This window comes from Streptomyces sp. NPDC047981, assembly GCF_040653315.1.
Classification (GTDB): domain Bacteria; phylum Actinomycetota; class Actinomycetes; order Streptomycetales; family Streptomycetaceae; genus Streptomyces.
Genome location: NZ_JBEZNQ010000006.1, coordinates 92,607 through 109,355, shown reverse-complemented (window position 1 = coordinate 109,355; position 16,749 = coordinate 92,607). Strand labels below are relative to the sequence as shown.

The 16,749-nt window shown below is 72.3% G+C and carries 14 protein-coding genes; 8 read left to right on the top strand and 6 right to left on the bottom strand.

Features of this window, described 5'->3' with window-relative positions; genetic code table 11:
* Positions 1-12 precede the first annotated feature (12 nt).
* Positions 13-2,496: a PQQ-binding-like beta-propeller repeat protein gene (locus AB0E14_RS06035; RefSeq protein ID WP_362412718.1), complete on the bottom strand. Its 2,484-nt coding sequence runs from the start codon at positions 2,494-2,496 to the stop codon at positions 13-15.
* Positions 2,497-2,600: 104 nt separating this feature from the next.
* Here AB0E14_RS06035 and AB0E14_RS06030 point away from each other — a divergent pair, with 104 nt between their 5' ends.
* The 3 genes from AB0E14_RS06030 to AB0E14_RS06020 all read left to right on the top strand — a co-directional run bounded on the left by AB0E14_RS06030 (position 2,601) and on the right by AB0E14_RS06020 (position 4,902).
* Positions 2,601-3,854, top strand: a complete 1,254-nt coding sequence (locus AB0E14_RS06030; RefSeq protein ID WP_362412715.1) for an NAD(P)/FAD-dependent oxidoreductase — start codon at positions 2,601-2,603, stop codon at positions 3,852-3,854.
* A 132-nt stretch (positions 3,855-3,986) separates the two neighbouring features.
* Positions 3,987-4,316, top strand: coding sequence for a hypothetical protein (locus AB0E14_RS06025; protein WP_362412712.1), 330 nt, complete (start codon positions 3,987-3,989; stop codon positions 4,314-4,316).
* A 112-nt stretch (positions 4,317-4,428) separates the two neighbouring features.
* Positions 4,429-4,902, top strand: coding sequence for a hypothetical protein (locus AB0E14_RS06020; protein ID WP_362412709.1), 474 nt, complete (start codon positions 4,429-4,431; stop codon positions 4,900-4,902).
* 136 nt (positions 4,903-5,038) lie between these two features.
* On the opposite strand, the gene AB0E14_RS06015 is transcribed toward AB0E14_RS06020, so the two are convergent.
* Genes AB0E14_RS06015 through AB0E14_RS06005 form a run of 3 tightly spaced genes read right to left on the bottom strand, consistent with a single transcriptional unit; the run spans position 5,039 to position 7,040 of the window.
* On the bottom strand, positions 5,039-5,437 hold the full coding sequence (locus AB0E14_RS06015) for a TOBE domain-containing protein (RefSeq protein ID WP_362412706.1): 399 nt from the start codon (positions 5,435-5,437) through the stop codon (positions 5,039-5,041).
* A 14-nt stretch (positions 5,438-5,451) separates the two neighbouring features.
* A complete protein-coding gene (locus tag AB0E14_RS06010; protein ID WP_362412703.1) occupies positions 5,452-6,357 on the bottom strand; it encodes an oxygenase MpaB family protein in 906 nt (301 codons plus the stop codon).
* A 44-nt stretch (positions 6,358-6,401) separates the two neighbouring features.
* Positions 6,402-7,040, bottom strand: coding sequence for an ABATE domain-containing protein (locus tag AB0E14_RS06005; protein ID WP_362412700.1), 639 nt, complete (start codon positions 7,038-7,040; stop codon positions 6,402-6,404).
* A gap of 126 nt (positions 7,041-7,166) precedes the next feature.
* On the opposite strand from AB0E14_RS06005, the gene AB0E14_RS06000 reads away from it, so the two are divergent.
* On the top strand, positions 7,167-7,910 hold the full coding sequence (locus tag AB0E14_RS06000; protein WP_362412697.1) for a metallophosphoesterase: 744 nt from the start codon (positions 7,167-7,169) through the stop codon (positions 7,908-7,910).
* A 33-nt stretch (positions 7,911-7,943) separates the two neighbouring features.
* Here the strand turns inward: AB0E14_RS06000 and AB0E14_RS05995 are convergent, their stop codons facing one another.
* Complete coding sequence (locus tag AB0E14_RS05995; RefSeq protein WP_362412694.1) at positions 7,944-8,477, bottom strand: cupin domain-containing protein; 534 nt, start codon at positions 8,475-8,477, stop codon at positions 7,944-7,946.
* Positions 8,478-8,726: 249 nt separating this feature from the next.
* On the bottom strand, positions 8,727-9,698 hold the full coding sequence (locus AB0E14_RS05990) for a WYL domain-containing protein (RefSeq protein ID WP_362412691.1): 972 nt from the start codon (positions 9,696-9,698) through the stop codon (positions 8,727-8,729).
* Between the two features lie 108 nt (positions 9,699-9,806).
* Here AB0E14_RS05990 and AB0E14_RS05985 point away from each other — a divergent pair, with 108 nt between their 5' ends.
* From AB0E14_RS05985 to AB0E14_RS05970, 4 genes are all read left to right on the top strand, one after another.
* Positions 9,807-10,208: a Rid family hydrolase gene (locus AB0E14_RS05985; protein WP_362412688.1), complete on the top strand. Its 402-nt coding sequence runs from the start codon at positions 9,807-9,809 to the stop codon at positions 10,206-10,208.
* Between the two features lie 301 nt (positions 10,209-10,509).
* Positions 10,510-12,276, top strand: a complete 1,767-nt coding sequence (locus tag AB0E14_RS05980; protein ID WP_362412685.1) for a lysyl oxidase family protein — start codon at positions 10,510-10,512, stop codon at positions 12,274-12,276.
* A gap of 244 nt (positions 12,277-12,520) precedes the next feature.
* Positions 12,521-15,934 (top strand): CHAT domain-containing protein, encoded by a 3,414-nt coding sequence (locus AB0E14_RS05975; RefSeq protein WP_362412682.1) that lies wholly within the window; start codon positions 12,521-12,523, stop codon positions 15,932-15,934.
* Positions 15,931-16,614, top strand: coding sequence for a hypothetical protein (locus AB0E14_RS05970; RefSeq protein WP_362412679.1), 684 nt, complete (start codon positions 15,931-15,933; stop codon positions 16,612-16,614). Before AB0E14_RS05975 ends, AB0E14_RS05970 begins: the two co-directional genes overlap by 4 nt.
* Positions 16,615-16,749: the final 135 nt, after the last annotated feature.

Sequence of the window (16,749 nt, the reverse complement as noted above, 5' to 3'; positions counted from 1 at the left end):
ACCCACCTCGGTCTAGGCCCGGGTGGGTGCGACGGCGGACCACCCCTCGGTGGTCGGGGTGAAGACCACTCCGCCCACCACCAGGAAGCCGGCCGGGCCGTCCGGGCCGGTGGGCACGCCACCGTCCGGGACGGTGAAACGGCCGGTCTTCCTGCGGGAGACCAGGTCGATCACCACCCCCGAGGTCCGGCACCTGACGTACGCGAGACCGTCGGTGACCACCACCGCGCTCGCCGCCTCCGGGCGCGTGAGACCGGGGCACTCCTTCGCCAGCGGAACCCGCCACACGGCCGCGCCGGACTTCTGGTCGAGCTGGACGAAGGCAGGGCCGTCCTTCGAGGCCGCCGCGAGCAGATACAGCCTGCCCCCGGCGGAGGTCGGTCCGGACAGGGCCGTACCGGAGTACGGGATGTCCGTGGTCCGCCGCCAGGCGGGCTCACCGCGCAGCACGCCCGTCCCGTCCTCCTTGGTGCACAGGAAGAACGTCGCCCCGTCCGCGGACCCGGCGTCGGACTCGCCCTCGGCCGGGCCCGGGCCCTCGTCCTGGGCCAGCGTCAGTCCGCGCGTCGCGCACGTCCCCGGCAGCTGGAACCGGGTGCCGTCCTCGGGCGTCCCGAACGGCAGCTCCTCCCCGGTCGACGCGTCGAGGGCGGTCACGAAGCTGTGGGCCATGGTGCCGGAGCTCTGGGACCGCCCCTGGACGTAGACCCGGTCAGCCGCCACCCGCAGCACCGGGGGGCCGTCCCCGGTCCCGGACACCGTCCGCTGCCACAGGACCTTGCCGTACCGGGTCTCCAGGGCGGTGACCGTCCCGGAGGCGTCGACCGCGAACACCCGGCTTCCGTCCGCGTCGAGCACCGGCCGCCGCAGCCGCTTCTTGGTTGTGTACGTCCAGCGTGCGGCGCCGTCGACGAGGTCGTGGGCGGTGAACCCGTCCCTGCCGAGCACGATCACCGTGTGGCGTCCGGCTGCCGCGCCGGGGGCCACCAACGGGCCCTGCCCGTCCACGACGTCCTCCAGCAGCTGGCCCCACAGCGGCTCGCCGGTCGCCGCGTCGAAGCGGCCCAGCACGTCGTCGGAGCCGGCCTCGGGGCCGGGGGCCGTGCACACCAGCGAGGAGTCCGCGTACACGCACGCCCCCATGTCCGGCCGGCCGTTCCATGCCCGCCAGCCGGCGGGGCGCCGGGCGGGCGCGTCGGCGTAGGCCGAGTTGCCGGTCGGGCTGCCACCGTCGGTGGCCACGTACGCGGGGAGGGTCGTGGTGGTGGCGGGCCGGGCGGGCGGGCGCGTGGTGCTCTGCGAGGGAGGGGACGTGGCGTCGTCCCGCGGACCGCCGGGCTGCTGGAAGTACCGCACGTAGACCCCGCCGCCGGCCAGCAGCGAGGCCACGAGCACCACGGCGAGCAGGGAGCGCCGACGCACGCGCCGGCGTCGCTCGGCCACCGCGCGGGCCTCGGCCACCGGGCGTGCGACCGGTCCGGTGGGCGGCCCGCCCGCGTCGCCGGTCGGCGGCCCACCCGCGTCCTCGGTCGGCGGCCCGGCAGACCCGTCCCCGGACCCGTCCCCGGACCCGTCCCCGGACCCGTCCCCGGACCCGTCCCCGGACCCGGTCCCGTCCCCGGCCGTGTCCTCGTGAAGCGGCGGCGTGACACGCGACGCGACCGAGGAGGCGAGCGGGGACTCCCAGTCGTCCGCCGGGATCTCCGCCAGCGCGGCCAGCAGCTCCTCGGGGCCCGGCCGTTCGGCCGCCTCCTTGGCCAGACATGCGGCGGCCACGGCCCGCAGCGAGCCGGTCAGCGCGTCGATCTCCGGTGGCTCCGACACCACGCGGTAGGCGGTCAGGTAGTGCGAGTCCGCGTCGAAGGGCCCGCGGCCGGTGACGGCGAACACCAGCACCGAGCCCAGCGAGAACACGTCCGACGACGCTTTCACCCGTGCCGGAGAGGACAGTTGCTCCGGCGACATGTACGGCGGAGTCCCGAGGATCTGGCCCGTCGAGGTGAGCGTCTGTTGCCCGGCGGCCCGCGAGATCCCGAAGTCGATGACCCGTGGTCCGTCGTCCGTGAGCAGCACGTTGTCCGGCTTCAGGTCGCGGTGGACCACCCCGGTGGTGTGCAGCTCGCGCAGCGCCTCCACGAGCCCCAGCGCGAGCAGCCGCAACTCCGCCCCGCGCAGCGGCCCGTCGCTCTTCACCCGCGCGCCCAACGTCCGCCCGTGCACGAGCTGCGTGGCCATCCAGGGCCGCGCCGCGTCCGGGTCGGCGTCCACCACGGCGGCGGTGAAGGCCCCGCTCACCCGCCGGGCGGCCGCCACCTCCTGCCGGAACCGGGTCCGGAACTCGGGGTCGTCGGCGAACTGCTGGTGCACCAGTTTCACCGCGACGAGCCGGCCCGAGGCGGCCCGCCCCGAGTACACCGTCCCCATCCCGCCCGACCCGAGGCGGGCGATCAGGTCGTACCCGCCGATCGTCCGCGGATCCCCGTCCCGCAGTGTCATCTTCCGGCCTCGCCCCCGTGTACGTACCGTTCGCGGCACAGTATCCCGCACTACCATTCGGCATGCGCCTGACAGCAGTTGTGTACTGAAGGGGAGATCAGCACATGACCGAGTCCGAGAGTGCGGTGGACGACTACGACGTCGTCATCGGCGGGGCAAGCCTCGCGGGCAGCGCCGCGGCGATCCTGCTCGCCCGGCGCGGTGCCCGCGTCGCCCTGCTGGAGCGCCGCTCCGACCCCGGGGCGTACAAGGTCCTGTGCACCCACTCCATCACGGCCAACGCCTACCCGGTGCTGGCGGAGATCGGCCTCGTCCCCGACCTGGAGAAGGCCGGCGCAGTGCACAACGACGCGCGCTGGTACACCCGTTGGGGCTGGATCGAGCCGAGGCCCGCACCGGGTGGACCGGAGCTGCCGTACGCGTACAACATCCGGCGCAGCGTCCTCGATCCGATGATCAGGGACCGGGCCGCGCAGACTCCCGGGGTCGATCTGCTCCTCGGCCATCAGGTGTCCGGGCTGGTCACGGAGGGCGGGCGGACGGTGGGGGTGCGCGCCTCGACACGGCGCGGCGAGCGGGAGATACGGGCCCGTCTGGTCGTCGGGGCCGACGGCAAGGACTCGGCCGTGGCGAAGTTCGCCGGGGTGGCCACGCGGGAGTACGAGAACACCCGGTTCGCCTATCTCGCTCACTACCGGGACCTGCCGCTGCGCGACGGGATCGGGCACACCTGGTTCCTCGAGCCCGACATGGCGTACGCGTTCCCGAACGACGACGGGGTGACGGTCATCGCCGTCGTCCCGGACAAGAAGCGGCTGCCGGACTTCCGGGAGGACCTGGAAGGCAGTTTCCTGGACTTCGTCCGGGGCCTGCCCGACGCGCCGCCCATCGACTCCGCCGAGCGCGTCTCGAAGATCATCGGACTGCTCGACCACCCTCTGTACAGCCGCAGGGCGACGGCGCCGGGCCTCGCGCTCATCGGCGACGCCGCGCTGACCGGCGACCCGCTGTGGGGCGTGGGCTGCGGATGGGCCCTGGAGTCCGCGCAGTGGCTGACGGAGGCGGTCGCCCCGGCCGTGAACGGTAGCGGCGACCTGGACAAGTCCCTCGCGGTGTACGCCCGCAGGCACCGGCGCCGGCTGGGTCCGCACCAGAACCTGGCCGCCGACTTCGCGAAGGCCAGGCCGTTCAACCCCCTGGAGCGGCTGATGTTCTCGGCGGCGGCGCGAGACGCGTCGCTGGCGCGGCACATGCACCTGTTCGCGTCCCGCCTGATCGGTCCCCTGCGGTTCCTGAACCCCTTGGCGGTGGCCAAGGCGTCCGCCGTGAACTACCGGCATCGCAGGGCGGCCGGGTAGGAACCGCGCCTGACGCAGGACCGCCGGGTAGGAACCGCGCCGGACCCGGCGGGGGAGGAGGCGCCGGTACGATCATGGGCCGGTGGGTCGAGGCGACCGCCGCTCACCGTTCCGCCTGCTCTGGAGCTCGCCGTGTCCGTCATGCTGCTGTTCCTCGTACTCACCGCGCTGGCCCTGATCGTCCTCAACGTGGTCCAGTGCGTCCGGGTGTGGCGGATCGCGGACCTGCCGTTGTGGCGCAGGGGGCTGCCCGTGCTGCTGTTCTGCTGTGCGCTGGTGGCGACGGTCACGCGGGTCCGGGACGGCGGCACCGCCGCCCACGCCTTCGTCCTCGCGCTGAACATGTCCGCCCCGGTCCTCGCCTCGTTCGAACTCGACCAGCAGCGCAAGCGGCGGGCGGCGCGCGCCACGGAAACCTCCGAGGCCTCCGAAGCCTCCGAGGCCTCCGGATCAGCGGCCTGAGGACGCGTTGCGGCCTCCTGGCCACGCCGTGTGACCGCCCTCGGGGGGCGTACCGTGGAGGGCACCGGAGGGAACGCGGCGGACGTCCGGGGCGAGAGGTCGTGAGTCCGAGATGGCGGTCTTCGAGCTGATGAACGTGGCTCTGGTGTCGGACGAGTTCGGCCGGGTCACCGTCGACCAGGGCGCACCGGGACAGGACGTCGTCGAGCTGCCGGAGGGGACGGTCGTGGGCGTCGCCCTGACCTTCCGTACCGGCGAGGAGGTCGACGGGCTGACCTTCGTCGCGGAGCGGTCGCGCGAGGGGAGGACGATCGCCACCGCCCGTAACGTGCTCGGCGGGTTCCGGGCCGGAGGGCCGTACGAACTCCAGCTGCCGGTCGAGCGCCTGCCGGTCGGCCGGGGCTGCGGGACGTACGAGGTGACGGGGCGCTTCCTCGACGCCGAGGGCCACGAACTCGCCCGCGAGAGCCACCGCTTCCGCATCGTCCACCGCCGCCCCGCCGATGCCCCGAGAACACGCCGCCGTCACCGCAGGGCCGCAGCCGCGACCCCGCCGCTCCACCCGGGGGCGGCCCGCCCCGCCTGACGGCAGGGAGCGGAGGGCTGCCCGTCCCCCCACTGCATGTGCAGCTCCGTGGGCTGGTTCAGCTCTCATCTGCAGCAGATCAGCCCGGCCGCTGCCTCGTGGATGCGAGTGGCCGGTCTGCTCCTGGGCGGCGAGGTCACGGAAGGTCGATGTGCACGCTGGTCGACTTCACGCGTGCGGTGACCGTGACACCGACCTCCAGGGCCAGCTCCTCGACGGCCTCGCGCGTCACGAGCGACACCAGCCGGTGCGGTCCCGACTGGACCTCGACCTGCGCGGCCACGTCGTCGACCCGTACCGCCGTCACGATGCCCACGAACGAGTTCCGTACGGAGGTCGGCACAGCGTCCTCCGGCACCGCGTGCGGTCCGGCGCCGCGCTCGCTCGCGAAGCGGGCCAGCGCCACACCGTCGATCGTGCGCTTGCCGGCCCCGTCGCGCTCCATGCCCAGCCTGCCGCCGTCCGCCCACCGGCGAACGGTCTCCGAACTCACTCCGAGCAGCTGCGCGGCCTGCCCAATGCTGTACGACGGCACACCCGCACTCTAGGTCACCGGGCACCGGGCGGCGCTGCGGTGTCCGACGGCGGAGGGAGCGGCAGGGGCGGTATCGCCCAGCGGATCAGCCCGATGATCGCGCGCCCGGCGAGCGGGGCGACGGGCATCATCATGCGCACCGAGAGCGGCGGGTCCAGCGAGGCCCTCACCCAGCGGGGCAGCAGCGCGACCGCCGCGGCTGCCAGGAAGGCGTACGGGAGCCGCGCGGGGAGCGGGATCGGCGGACGGGCCAGCAGGAAGCGGGCCGTCGCGCGGGACTCCGGGGTGCCCCGCAGCTCGGGCCGGTAGGCGGCCAGGCGGGCGGTCAGTTCGGCCGTCGACTCGGGCGGCCGGTCCACGCCGAGCCGGCGCGCGACGAGTGCCATGTCCGCGACGTAGCCGTCCTGTCCTGCCATGTCGAGCGGGCGGCGGCCGTAGCGCTGGTGGGCCCGCAGAAAGCAGGACGTCTCGGCGACGTGGACCCAGGTGAGCAGGTGCGGATCGGAGGCGCGGTACGGCACTCCCGTCGACGTCCGCCCCACGACGCGCGCGTGGACCTCCCGCACCCTGCGTACCGCCTGCTCCGCGTCGTCACGGGTTCCGAAGGTCGTGACCGCGAGGAAGGTGCTCGTGCGCTGCAGCCGTCCCCACGGATCCCCCTGGAAGCCGGAGTGCGCCGAGACCGCCGCCATGGCGACCGGATGGAGCGACTGGAGCAGCAGGGCCGCGAGACCCCCGACGTACATCGACGCGTCGGCGTGCACGCGGCGCACGGGACGATCCGGGCCGAACCATCGAGGCCCCGGCGTGCCGTGGATACGGGCGCGCTTCTGGTGCGCCGTCGGGCCCGCGACCCGCTGCAGCAGGGCCTCACCGGCTCGTTCCCGCAGTCCTCGGGCGAGCAGTGACGGCGATTGCACACCTCCAGTATGTCCGGCCGCCGTACGGGGCGGCCAGGCGCCGGTCAGGACGGGGTGGAACCCGGCGCCGTGGCGTCGGTGTCGCCGGACTCCCGCACGCGCCGATAGTGCCGGGCCGCGCGGGCGCGGTTGCCGCACGACGGCTTGCACCACTCCTGCCGTCCATGGCTCTTGACGAAGTAGCGCACGCAGCGCGGCGCGGTGCAGGCGCGCAACTGCTCGCGCTGCGGCCCGCTCAGGAAATCGATGGCCGTCCTGGCCAGGGCGGCCAGCAGCCGCACCCGGGGATCCTCCTGCGTCGACGGCAGACGGACCACGGGCGCGCCGTCCTGCGGCCAGTCCAGCTGCGGGACGACGGGCTCACGCGCGGCGACCGCGTTGAGGCGGGCCAGCGCCTCGTCGGCCGGGAGCAGTCGATGGGCGTCGGCAGGGCTGGGCGGAGCGGGCCCGACCGCCCGGGCGAAGAGTGTCCGGACGGCCCGCCGCAACTCGGTGATCTCGGTCCTGAGGCCGTCGTCCGCCTCGATCCCGCCGGCCGGAAGGGCGAGGACCGGCAGCTCGGCCCGCTCCTGGATCCAGCGGGTCGTTCCCGGATTGGTGGCGAGATCGTCGGTGACACCGCCGGCCCCGTCGTGGCGGATGGTGCTCGCCAGTTCCAGTGCCACCCAACGTTCCTTCCTCACCGTGTCCTCCTCGTCCCCTCGTCCGCCCGGACGGCGGCCCCTTGATCACACCTGTACGCACACCCTAAGGTCACCTAACGGAAAACGACAGCACTTCCGTTAGTCAGGGAACGAGGGGGATACGAGATGACGTTGCTGCTCGCCCAGATCAGCGATCTGCACCTGGACGGCAGCGAGCGGGCCACCCGCCGTGCCGTCCAGGTCATGGACCACCTGCGGGCCCTCCCGCGGCCGGTCGACGCGGTCCTGGTCACGGGAGACATCGCCGATCACGGAGAGGAGGCCGAGTACGAGGAGGCGGCCCGCATCCTGGCGGCCCCCTTCCCCGTACTGACCTGCCCGGGCAACCACGACGCGCGCCCGGCCTACCTCAAGGCCCTGCTGGGCGAGGAGCCCGACGACGGGCCGGTCAACCGGATCCACCACATCGCCGGGACCGCCGTCCTGATGTGCGACGCGACCGTCCCCGGCCGCGACGAGGGGCGCCTGGACGCGGCGACGCTCGACTGGATCGACAGCCGGCTCACCGCGTTGCCGCCCTCCACTCCGGCCCTGATCGCCTTCCACCAGCCGCCGGTCGACCTCCACCATCCGCTGCCCGACTCGTGCAGGCTCGAAGAGCCCGGACAGCTGGCCGGCCTCCTGGAGGAGCACCCGAACGTGGTCGCCGTCCTGACCGGCCACGCCCACACCGCGGCCGCCTCCGTCTTCGCCGGCCGCCCCCTGATCGTCGGACCCGCCGTCACCTGGACCCTGCGGATGCCCTGGGAGGGCGACCGGCCCGCGGACCGCGACCAGCCGCCGGGCCTCGCGTTCCACGTCCTCGACGACGACCACCGTCTGACGACGCACTACCGGGTCGTGGTCTGACCCCGTCCCGCCTCCGGGTCGTCGCTCGGCCTCCTACTGCCCGGTCTTGGTGGGGACCAGGTCGAAGTGGTCGTCCTGGTACTGGAAGAGGAGGCACTCCTCTCCCTTCTCGCATCCGCTCAGGTGCGGCTTGTCCGCGGGGAGGCGGTAGTAGGAGCCGGCCGGGTACTGGACGCGCTTCCCGTCGATGTCCGCGTAGAACGTGCCCTTCAGGACGACGGTCGGCAGGTCCTGGCTGTGGACGTGCATCGGGTTGTCCTTCCCGGCGGGGAAGCGGACGAACGCCTCGTAGCTGCCGCTCCCCGCGAGATCGCCGCGTACGTTCGCGTACTTCACGCCGCCCGACCCCGGAAGTTCCTTCCACGCGAGACCGGAGGCGGGGAAGGAGAGGAGCGCGGAGGGGGTCTTCGTGGCCGACGGTGTGGCCGCCGGGGCGGCGGCGCTGCCGCCCTTCCCGCTCGCCCGGTCGCCCTTGGCCTCGGCGTCACCGGCCGAGCAGGCTGCGAGCAGGGCGACCGAAACCATCGCGGTCGCCACCGCGGTGAGGGTCCTCGCCTGGGCACGCATGGATGTCTCCTAACACGTCAGGGATGTGAGGGCGCACGCCGAAGCAGAGGAGAGCGAATGCGCGGAGCCGTCCACGATTCCCTTCCTCGCAGACGGCGAGTCCCGGTAGGTCTCCATCGTCAGCCGCCGGACCGCCGGGCCGCCATGACGAATCCCCTGCAGATCCGGACATGCGGGACGGGCGACGAGCGCCGATATGACGCACCGTCAACTCTGCGCGCTCGCAGGGCTAAAGAGGCCTGAGGCCCCTCAACCCCCATAGCGGCAGGCGACGGCCGTGGCGCGGTCGCGCAGCGCGTCGCGCAACCACTGCGGGGCCAACGCCTCCCCGCTCGTGCCGAGTTGCCACAGGGCCCACTCGGCGTGCCTCGGGTCCTGGAAGGTGACCTCGAGCCGCAGCCACCCGTCCGCCGGGTCGGTCTCCTCGGCCAGGACGGCGAGCGCCGTGCCGACCAGCTCCTCGCGCCGTGCAGGGGCCATGCGCATGCGTACGGTGACGGTGTCGCCACCGGTACGGAACCGCCTGCCGCGCTCCTGCCAGGCCCGGTCCAGATCGACCCTGTCCGGCCGCTCCGCGGGTTCGGCGAGCTCCTCGGCGGCCAGGACCCGGGAGAGCCGGTACGTGCGGTCCGCGCCGGAGCGGGTCGCCAGCAGGTAGCCCTGGTCGCGCACGGTGACCAGGCCGATCGGGTCCACCGTGCGCCACTGCGGGGCCTGGTCCACGGCCGCGTAGTGGATGCGCAGCTTGTGTCCGGCGAACACCGCGCTCCGGACCGCGGCCGCGATGGCGTCGGGCACCTCGTCGGCGACGGACCGGCGCGCGAGGAGGTCCGTCTCCGGATCGATGAGCAGCCGCTGGGCCGCGCCCGCGGCGGTCGCCCGGTAGCTCGCGGGCAGCGCGTCGACCACCTTGAGCATGGCCGAGGCGAGCGCCGCCCCGAGGCCGAACACCTGCGCGCCGCGCCGTGATCCGGCGACCAGCAGCGCGAGCGCCTCGTCGTGGTTGAGGCCGGTGAGTTCGGTACGGAAACCGGGCAGCAGCGCGAAACCGCCGTGCCGGCCGCGTTCCGCGTAGACCGGGACACCGGCGGCGGACAGCGCCTCGATGTCACGCAGCACGGTCCGGGTCGACACCTCCAGCTCACGGGCCAGAGTGGCCGCGGACAACCGGCCGTGCTGCCGCAGCAAGAGCACCAGCGAGACCAACCGATCGGCGCGCACGCCGGAACGCTACCGGAATACGTGACACAGGGTGTCGTGATTGCAGGCCAGGCTGTACCCGCACCACACAGACCTGCCCCAGCCATCGCACAGGAGAGGCGACTCCCCATGGCACACGCCCTCGTCAACCCGGACGGCCTGCACGACCCGACCCCGTTCGGCTACAGCCACACCGCCACCGTCCCCGCTGGCACCGAACTGGTGCTTGTCTCGGGCCAGTACGGCTCGGGGCCGGACGGAGCGGTCGTCTCGGCCGACTTCGCCGAGCAGGTCGAGCGGACGTTCCACAACATCGGCGTCGCCCTCGCCGCCCACGGGCTCGACCTCGGCCACGTCGTCCAGCTCAGGACGTACGTGGTGAACCACGACGTCGGCAAGCTCGGCCCGATCGCCGGGGCCGTGCAGGAGGTCTGGGGCACGAAACCGCCCACGCAGACCCTCATCGGCGTCGCGAGCCTGGCCACCCCCGACGTGCTCTTCGAGGTCGAAGCCCTCGCCGCACGCCCCTGACGCGCGGCACGGGCTCCCCGGTCACACCACTTGTGCGCCCGCGGGCACCCGCAGGTGTCCGCGGGCACGGTCTTCTTTCCACCAACGCGGCGCTATTCGGCCAACATCCCGACGAGTTGGTCCCGCCGGACAACCCGGCATCCCGTCCCGTCCTCTCACCCCACGGGCGCAGCGAGTGCTTCTCACCGCGCCGGCCGGACCGCACGACCGCAGTCCCGCGCTGCCCAGTCCTGCCCAGTCCTGCCGGGCCGGTGGCCCGCTGTCCGCTTCCTTCTCACAGCACCCGGAGGACGAGGGAACGATGACCACCAAGCGCACCACCCGGCTGCGGCGTCCGCTGCTCGCCGGCACCACGGCCGTCGCCGCCATGGCCGTCACGGCCGGTTTCATGACCGCCGCGCCGGACCAGGCGAAGGCCGCGACGGGGCCCAAGCTGAGTCTCATCGCGGCGACCGACGCCGTCACGCTCACCTCGTGGAAGGAGGAGCCCGGCGTCTACCTCGACCTGGGCACCTACCTGACCGCGGAGGGCAGCCCGCTGGAGTTCAAGGTGACCAGGAAGTCCTACAAGGACCCGGTGACCATCAGCCAGACCGTGTTCGACGGCGGAAAGGCGGCCAAGCCCAAGACGCTGCCGCTGGGCACCGTGAAGGACTTCTCCGGGCTGCCCGGCTTCACGGAGATCACGCTCACCGACAAGGCGGGCAAGAAGGTCGTCAGCCGGGCGGAGAGCTTCTGCCCGAACAACGCCAGCGGACGGGTGCGGCCCGACGCGCCCGCCACCTCGAAGTATCCGGAGAGCTGTCCCACCAACCCGTTCACCCTCGGTTCCGTCTGGGGCGTCGAGAAGGGATGGGCGTCCAACACCTACGCCGGCTCCTACACGCAGCCCCTGAAGCTCGCCGTCGGCACGTACACGGCCAAGATCGGCGTCGCCAAGAAGTACCGCGACCTCTTCGGCATCGCCGACAAGCCCGCGACGGTCAAGGTCACCGTCCAGGAGCGCAGTTGGGAGGAGGGCCCGGGTGGCGCGGCCGCCCGTTCCGCCGCCGCCGGGGAGCACGCCGGGCACGGCTCCGCCCACCAGGCCCCGGCGGCGCACGCCGGGCACGGGCCGGGGCACGCCCCGACGCCCGCCCAGGCGGGCGCGCCGGAGACCAGCGGTGCGGGCGTCTCGTACAACGTCGGCCACGGACCGCTGAAGGCCGCCCCGCCGGCCCTGCCCTGGGCGCTGAAGAAGCAGCAGCAGGCCGCGCGCGCCGACATGCAGCTGCGGACGGGCGACACCGCCGGGCAGACCGACGGATCGCGCAAGGCGCCCGCCCTCAAGCCGATGTCCCAGCGGCCCACCGGCAAGGCCTCCGTCCCGGCGAACGTCCCCAAGCCCGACCTGCGGTCGCTGCCCGCCTACGGCATCACCATCAGCGACGGCGGCCAGGACGTACCCGGCAAGGACTACCTGGCCTTCAGCGCCAACGTCTGGAACGCGGGTCCCGCCCAGCTCGTCGTGGACGGCTTCCGCTCGCCCGGCAAGGCCATGATGGACGCGTACCAGTACTTCTACGACGCCAACGGCAAGCAGGTCGGCTACACCCCGACCGGCACCATGGAGTGGGACCCGCGCCCCGGCCATGTCCACTGGCATTTCACCGACTTCGCCAGCTACCGGCTGCTGAAGGCGGACCAGAAGGAAGCGGTGCGCAGCGGCAAGGAGGCCTTCTGCCTGGCCAACACCGACGCCGTCGACTACACGGTGAAGAACGCCAACTGGCACCCGTACAACACCGACCTGTCCACCGCCTGCGGGCAGGAGAACTCCATCTCCGTCCGCGAGGTGCTCGACGTCGGCTCCGGTGACACCTACACCCAGGACCTGCCGGGCCAGTCCTTCGACATCACGGACGTCCCCAACGGCACCTACTACATCCAGGTCCTGGCCAACCCGGCCAAGCGCCTGAAGGAGACCAACCTCGACAACAACAGCGCCCTGCGGAAGATCGTCCTCGGCGGCACCCCCGGCAAGCGCACCGTGACCGTTCCCGCGCACGACCTCGTGAACGCGAACTGATCACCGGGCGGGTGGCACGGCAACCTCCGCCGCGCCACCCGCCCCTCTCCGTCACGGCGTCCGGCGGAGCCGGGACTGGGACTCACCCGTTCGTTCTCCCTGGGGCACCCAGGAGACGCACGCCCTTCGCGCGCGCATGGTCGCCCTTGTGAGCAACCGCCCGTGTCAGGGAAGCGGGCTGGTGCGGTCGTTGTCTCTGCCACTGTGGAACCTGTCGATGACGGGTGGCGCGAAGGGGGATGGCGTGCGGCTGTCGCGGGAGGTCACCGGGTGGGCGTTCATCGCCGATGTGGACGGTGTCCGGCATGCCGGCCTGGCTGTCGGCATGGCCGGCATCAGCCCGTTCACCACGGGCGGCGGAGCGGGAAGCAGCCTGTTCACCCGCGCATACGCGCGGGGCTTACCAGCGCTCCTCTCGCTGGACGAACTGCCGTTCAGCCGGCCTCTCATCCCCCGATGGTGTGTCACGCAGGACGAAGAAGGCGTGCTGTCTGTCCTCGGCCCCGACGGTACGCACTTCGTGCACGACCTCGACGTGGACCGGCCGCCGGGCTGGGGCGAGGCGGCGGACGCCTCGGGCTCGGTCATGCTGGTGGTGTCCCACGTATTGCCTGCCACAGACGATCCGCTCGGCGCGCTGGTCTTCGAAACGAGGCGAGGGCAGGTGTGCGCCGGGTCTGTGCGCTTCGGTGAGCCCGCTGACGAGACGGACGGCAAGCCGACGCTCACCTTCGTCGTCGACCCCGTCGGCGTGCTCATGGAGCTGGCGCAGTACGTGTGCGACCGGATCATGTCGCTGGACGAGGCGAAGCGACGTGCACGCGAAGTGGAGGAGACCCGGCAGGCCCTGGCGGAGCACGGCACGATGCCCGCCGAGCAGATGGTGGATCTGCTGTTCCGGGGTGAGTTCCGCGATCACCGGGGCCTGGTGGAGTTCATGTACGTCTACTGGCGGCTGGTCGCCGAGGTCGCGGACGCCTGCGCGATGGACGTCGCCTGGCGGGCCGCTGCTTCCCAAGCGGTCGAGGCGGGCATCCAGCTGGTGGCGGACCGGTGCGACCGCGCGGTGTTCGAGGAGTCCGAAGCCCTTGCGGCTCGACTGATCGACGGACTGAGCGACCCCGCCGACGTGGAAGCCGCGCTGCTGGCTGCCGCTCGGTTGCGGATGGCCACCCGGGGGCCGGAGGACCTGGCCGCCGACGACTACGCTCGCGAGCCGCTCCTGACGACCTGGTCCGCTCGGTTGACCGCGGACCTGTACCGCACCTGGTTCACCGAGGAGGAGCCGTTCCAGACGGAGTCCCGCCGGCTCGTGGCGGAAGCGGGACACCTGGTGGTGCGGGCCCTGGAGCTGGGCGGCGGGTCGAAGAGGCCTCGGCTGCTGGCGGTACTGGCGCAGATTCTCGCGGACGAGAACGGAGTTCACCGCGGTGCTGCCGACGCCGCGCTGTCGGCATGGCTCGACTCGTCCGCTGCCGACGAGCCGGAGCTCGCTCTGTTCCTCCTCAGGGCGGTGGACGGGGCGTCACCGGAGACGACCGACGCACTGCTCACGGGAGTGTTCGGGACGCCACTGGCCGATTTCGTCGCCGCCCATGGCAGTACGGTGACCGCGAAGGTGATCAGCCAGGGCGTCAACCTGGCCAGGGAACACGGCGACCGGCGGCTGCTGCGCACCGTGCTGGACTGGGCGGGGCAGCTGGACGTCCGATGGTCCTCCGCCCACCGCAGGCAGCTGATCGAGGCCAGGCTTCACGTGGTGCCCGACGACCCGAGCGCATGCCCGGGTCCCCACCATGAGCTGTCGCTGTCGTTCCCGGAGTCCTGGACGCCTGCGCAACGATCTGCGGCTCTGCTGCATGCGGCTGCCCACGCCCGCGACCGACAGCAGCCGGCCTTGGGGCTCACTCTGCTGCGACAGGCGGGCGGCGGACGGAACGAGGAGGTCCGGCTACTCACGGCGGACCTGTACTACCAGGCGGCGGAGGCAGGCGAGCCGGTCTCCAGCCCAGTCCCGTTCCCATGGGGCTACTACACGTACGCGGCGCTCGGCTACGCCTCGCTGGGCTTCGAGGAACTGGCGCAGGCGAGCCTCGTGCCGCTGGTGCAGCGACTGGGCGAACTCCGCGCCGACGAACTCAGGAACGCGCTGTACGCGATCATCGTGGATGTGCCGAACTTCGACACGAGCGGCAGGCCCGAACTCGGCGCGATGCTGCGCGACCTCGTGCACACGGCGGTCTGGCAGCTCACCGCGGAGAGCGAAAGGCTGCCGATGGGGCTGGTACTCGGCCTGCATCAGGCGGGCAAGGGTTCCGAGCTGGGCGCGTGGTGGCGGATCGAAGGCCCGCTCGTGCTGCCCGCGCACATCCAGCACTTCCTCGGCAAGCTGCGAGACTGGGAGGAGCCCGCCGCTGCCGGCGGCGCCTTGCCGAACCTGCTGAACGCCGTGGACGCCGACCGTCGTCCTGGCGGCCACGACAACACGCAGATCGCCCGGAATCTGCGGTGGCGCATCTCGTCGTTCATCGACGACGAGCTGCGTCGGCGTTCGGCGCCACTCATCGACGACCAGCGCCTCTGGGCCAAGGTGCATGATCTGCTGGACGACCGAACGGTGTTGTTGACGTGGTTCCTTCCCGCGGCGGTGAGCGGCGCGGCGGTGCTGCTGGCAGTCACCAGGGAGGGCCGGGAGCTCGTGGTGCACCTCGGCGAGGGCGCGGACGAGTGCAGCGACCGGCACCCGGACGCGGACCGGGTCGAGGCGATCCGGACGGAGATCGAACGCGATCCGCTGTTCGGCGAGGTCACACCGGAGGGCAGTCGGCTGCTGGAGTCGGCCGGTCTGCCGATCGGCGGCAGCGGACTGTGGGACAAGTGGCGCGCCCAGGGCAGGGACCGAATCCTGGCCTGGCCGCACGGCGCTCTGCACTACCTGCCCCTACCGCTGTGCCGCAGGGGCGGCCGTCTGATCGCCGACGACTGGACGGTCACCACGATCGCCGGTCTCGAAGCCCTGGCACCCGTCGAGGTGCCTGCGCGTGACCGTCGCACCGTTGTACTGGCTTCCCCAGCCGGGGGTGTTCCCTTCGGTCTGCATGCCGAACCGGCGTTGGAGGCGCACGCGCGGAAGGTCGCCGAGGCCGTGGGCGCCGAAGCCCTCACCGGTCGTGCGGCCACTCGTGACAGGCTGCGCGCAGAGATGTCCACGGCGGACGTCGTCCACATCGCCGTTCACGGGAAGCTGGACGAGGACGCGCCGTGGATGCACTGCCTCTACCTCACGCCGGACGGCGACGACGACGGACGCGTATTCGCGTACGACTTCCTGGATGTCGACCTGCGCGGCGTCCGTCTTGTCACACTCGCCGCGTGTGAGTCGGCGCTCGGCCGATTCGACCGGGGAGACAACGTCCGTGGCATCCCCTCGGCACTGATCACCGCCGGCGCGCAGGCCGTTGTCGGGTGCCTGTGGCCCGTGCGTCCGGAGCCGGCCACGTACTTCTTCCACCACCTGCACCACGGAGTCGCGCGCGGCGCGGAGCCGGAGCAGGCCTTCCGCGGTGCCCAACTCGCCACGCGTGCCGCGTATCCCCACTACCGTGACTGGGGAGCGTTCACCTATGTGCACGGTAGGAACAAGGGAGCCGCCGCATGACCGAGATTCGGCTGCACGACGTCGAACTCGTGCCGGAGCGTACGCTCGGCAGCCCGGTGGATGACGCACCGATGCGCGGCAGGCTCACCTTCGGCTGGGACGTACTGCCCGCCGACCACGAGGGCGCGCCGGAGGGCTGGCTGTCCTACCTCAGGTCCACACCCGACCGGGAGTTCCGGCAACTGCTCATGGTGTGCTCGTTCCGCCCTGAGACACCGGAGAGCAGAGGCGTATTCCGCCACGCCTCCCTGGGTGTCGCGCTGTCCACATCGGAGCGTGAGGTACAGCCGATCGCGCGCCTGATCGACCCAGGAGAGCGCACCCGCGCGGTCCCCGGTCTCGGGACGGGCGTGAGCTTCACGGTCACGACAGGAGTGCTGGACGTAGGGGTGGAGAAGCCGCCAGGAGCCGGACCGGCCAGGGAGGAGTGGATCGTCCGGGGCCACGGGGCTTCCCAGCCGAACCCGCAGTGGGAGTTCCGGCGAGTCAATGGCTTTCCGCTGTCCGGCGATCACCCGGTGGCCGCGCTGGTGGAACTCGTGCCCGACCGTACGAACACGGCCGAGGTGCTGGTCGCGGCGGAACTGGAGCACCGCACCTGGGGCATCCGCCGCTACCGCGCGCGCCTCGCGCCGACACCGCACACCATCGTGCTTGCGGAATGGCACCCCACCCCCTGAGCGGATGAGCCGGTCAGGGCACGACCGGCTGCCGGTCCGGAGGCCGGCCTCGTTGACGTGGCCCTGCGGTTATCGCGGTCGCTCGCGGGTAGCTGCGCAACTGTCCGGCGTTTCTGCGAACCGGAGAAGGCGAAC

Coding starts and splice junctions, on each gene's coding strand:
- AB0E14_RS06020 (WP_362412709.1), top strand. CDS start 4,429: ATGGCGGTCTTCGAGCTGATGAACGTGGCTCTGGTGTCGGACGAGTTC.
- AB0E14_RS06035 (WP_362412718.1), bottom strand. CDS start 2,496: ATGACACTGCGGGACGGGGATCCGCGGACGATCGGCGGGTACGACCTG.
- AB0E14_RS05985 (WP_362412688.1), top strand. CDS start 9,807: ATGGCACACGCCCTCGTCAACCCGGACGGCCTGCACGACCCGACCCCG.
- AB0E14_RS06030 (WP_362412715.1), top strand. CDS start 2,601: ATGACCGAGTCCGAGAGTGCGGTGGACGACTACGACGTCGTCATCGGC.
- AB0E14_RS06000 (WP_362412697.1), top strand. CDS start 7,167: ATGACGTTGCTGCTCGCCCAGATCAGCGATCTGCACCTGGACGGCAGC.
- AB0E14_RS05995 (WP_362412694.1), bottom strand. CDS start 8,477: ATGCGTGCCCAGGCGAGGACCCTCACCGCGGTGGCGACCGCGATGGTT.
- AB0E14_RS05980 (WP_362412685.1), top strand. CDS start 10,510: ATGACCACCAAGCGCACCACCCGGCTGCGGCGTCCGCTGCTCGCCGGC.
- AB0E14_RS05970 (WP_362412679.1), top strand. CDS start 15,931: ATGACCGAGATTCGGCTGCACGACGTCGAACTCGTGCCGGAGCGTACG.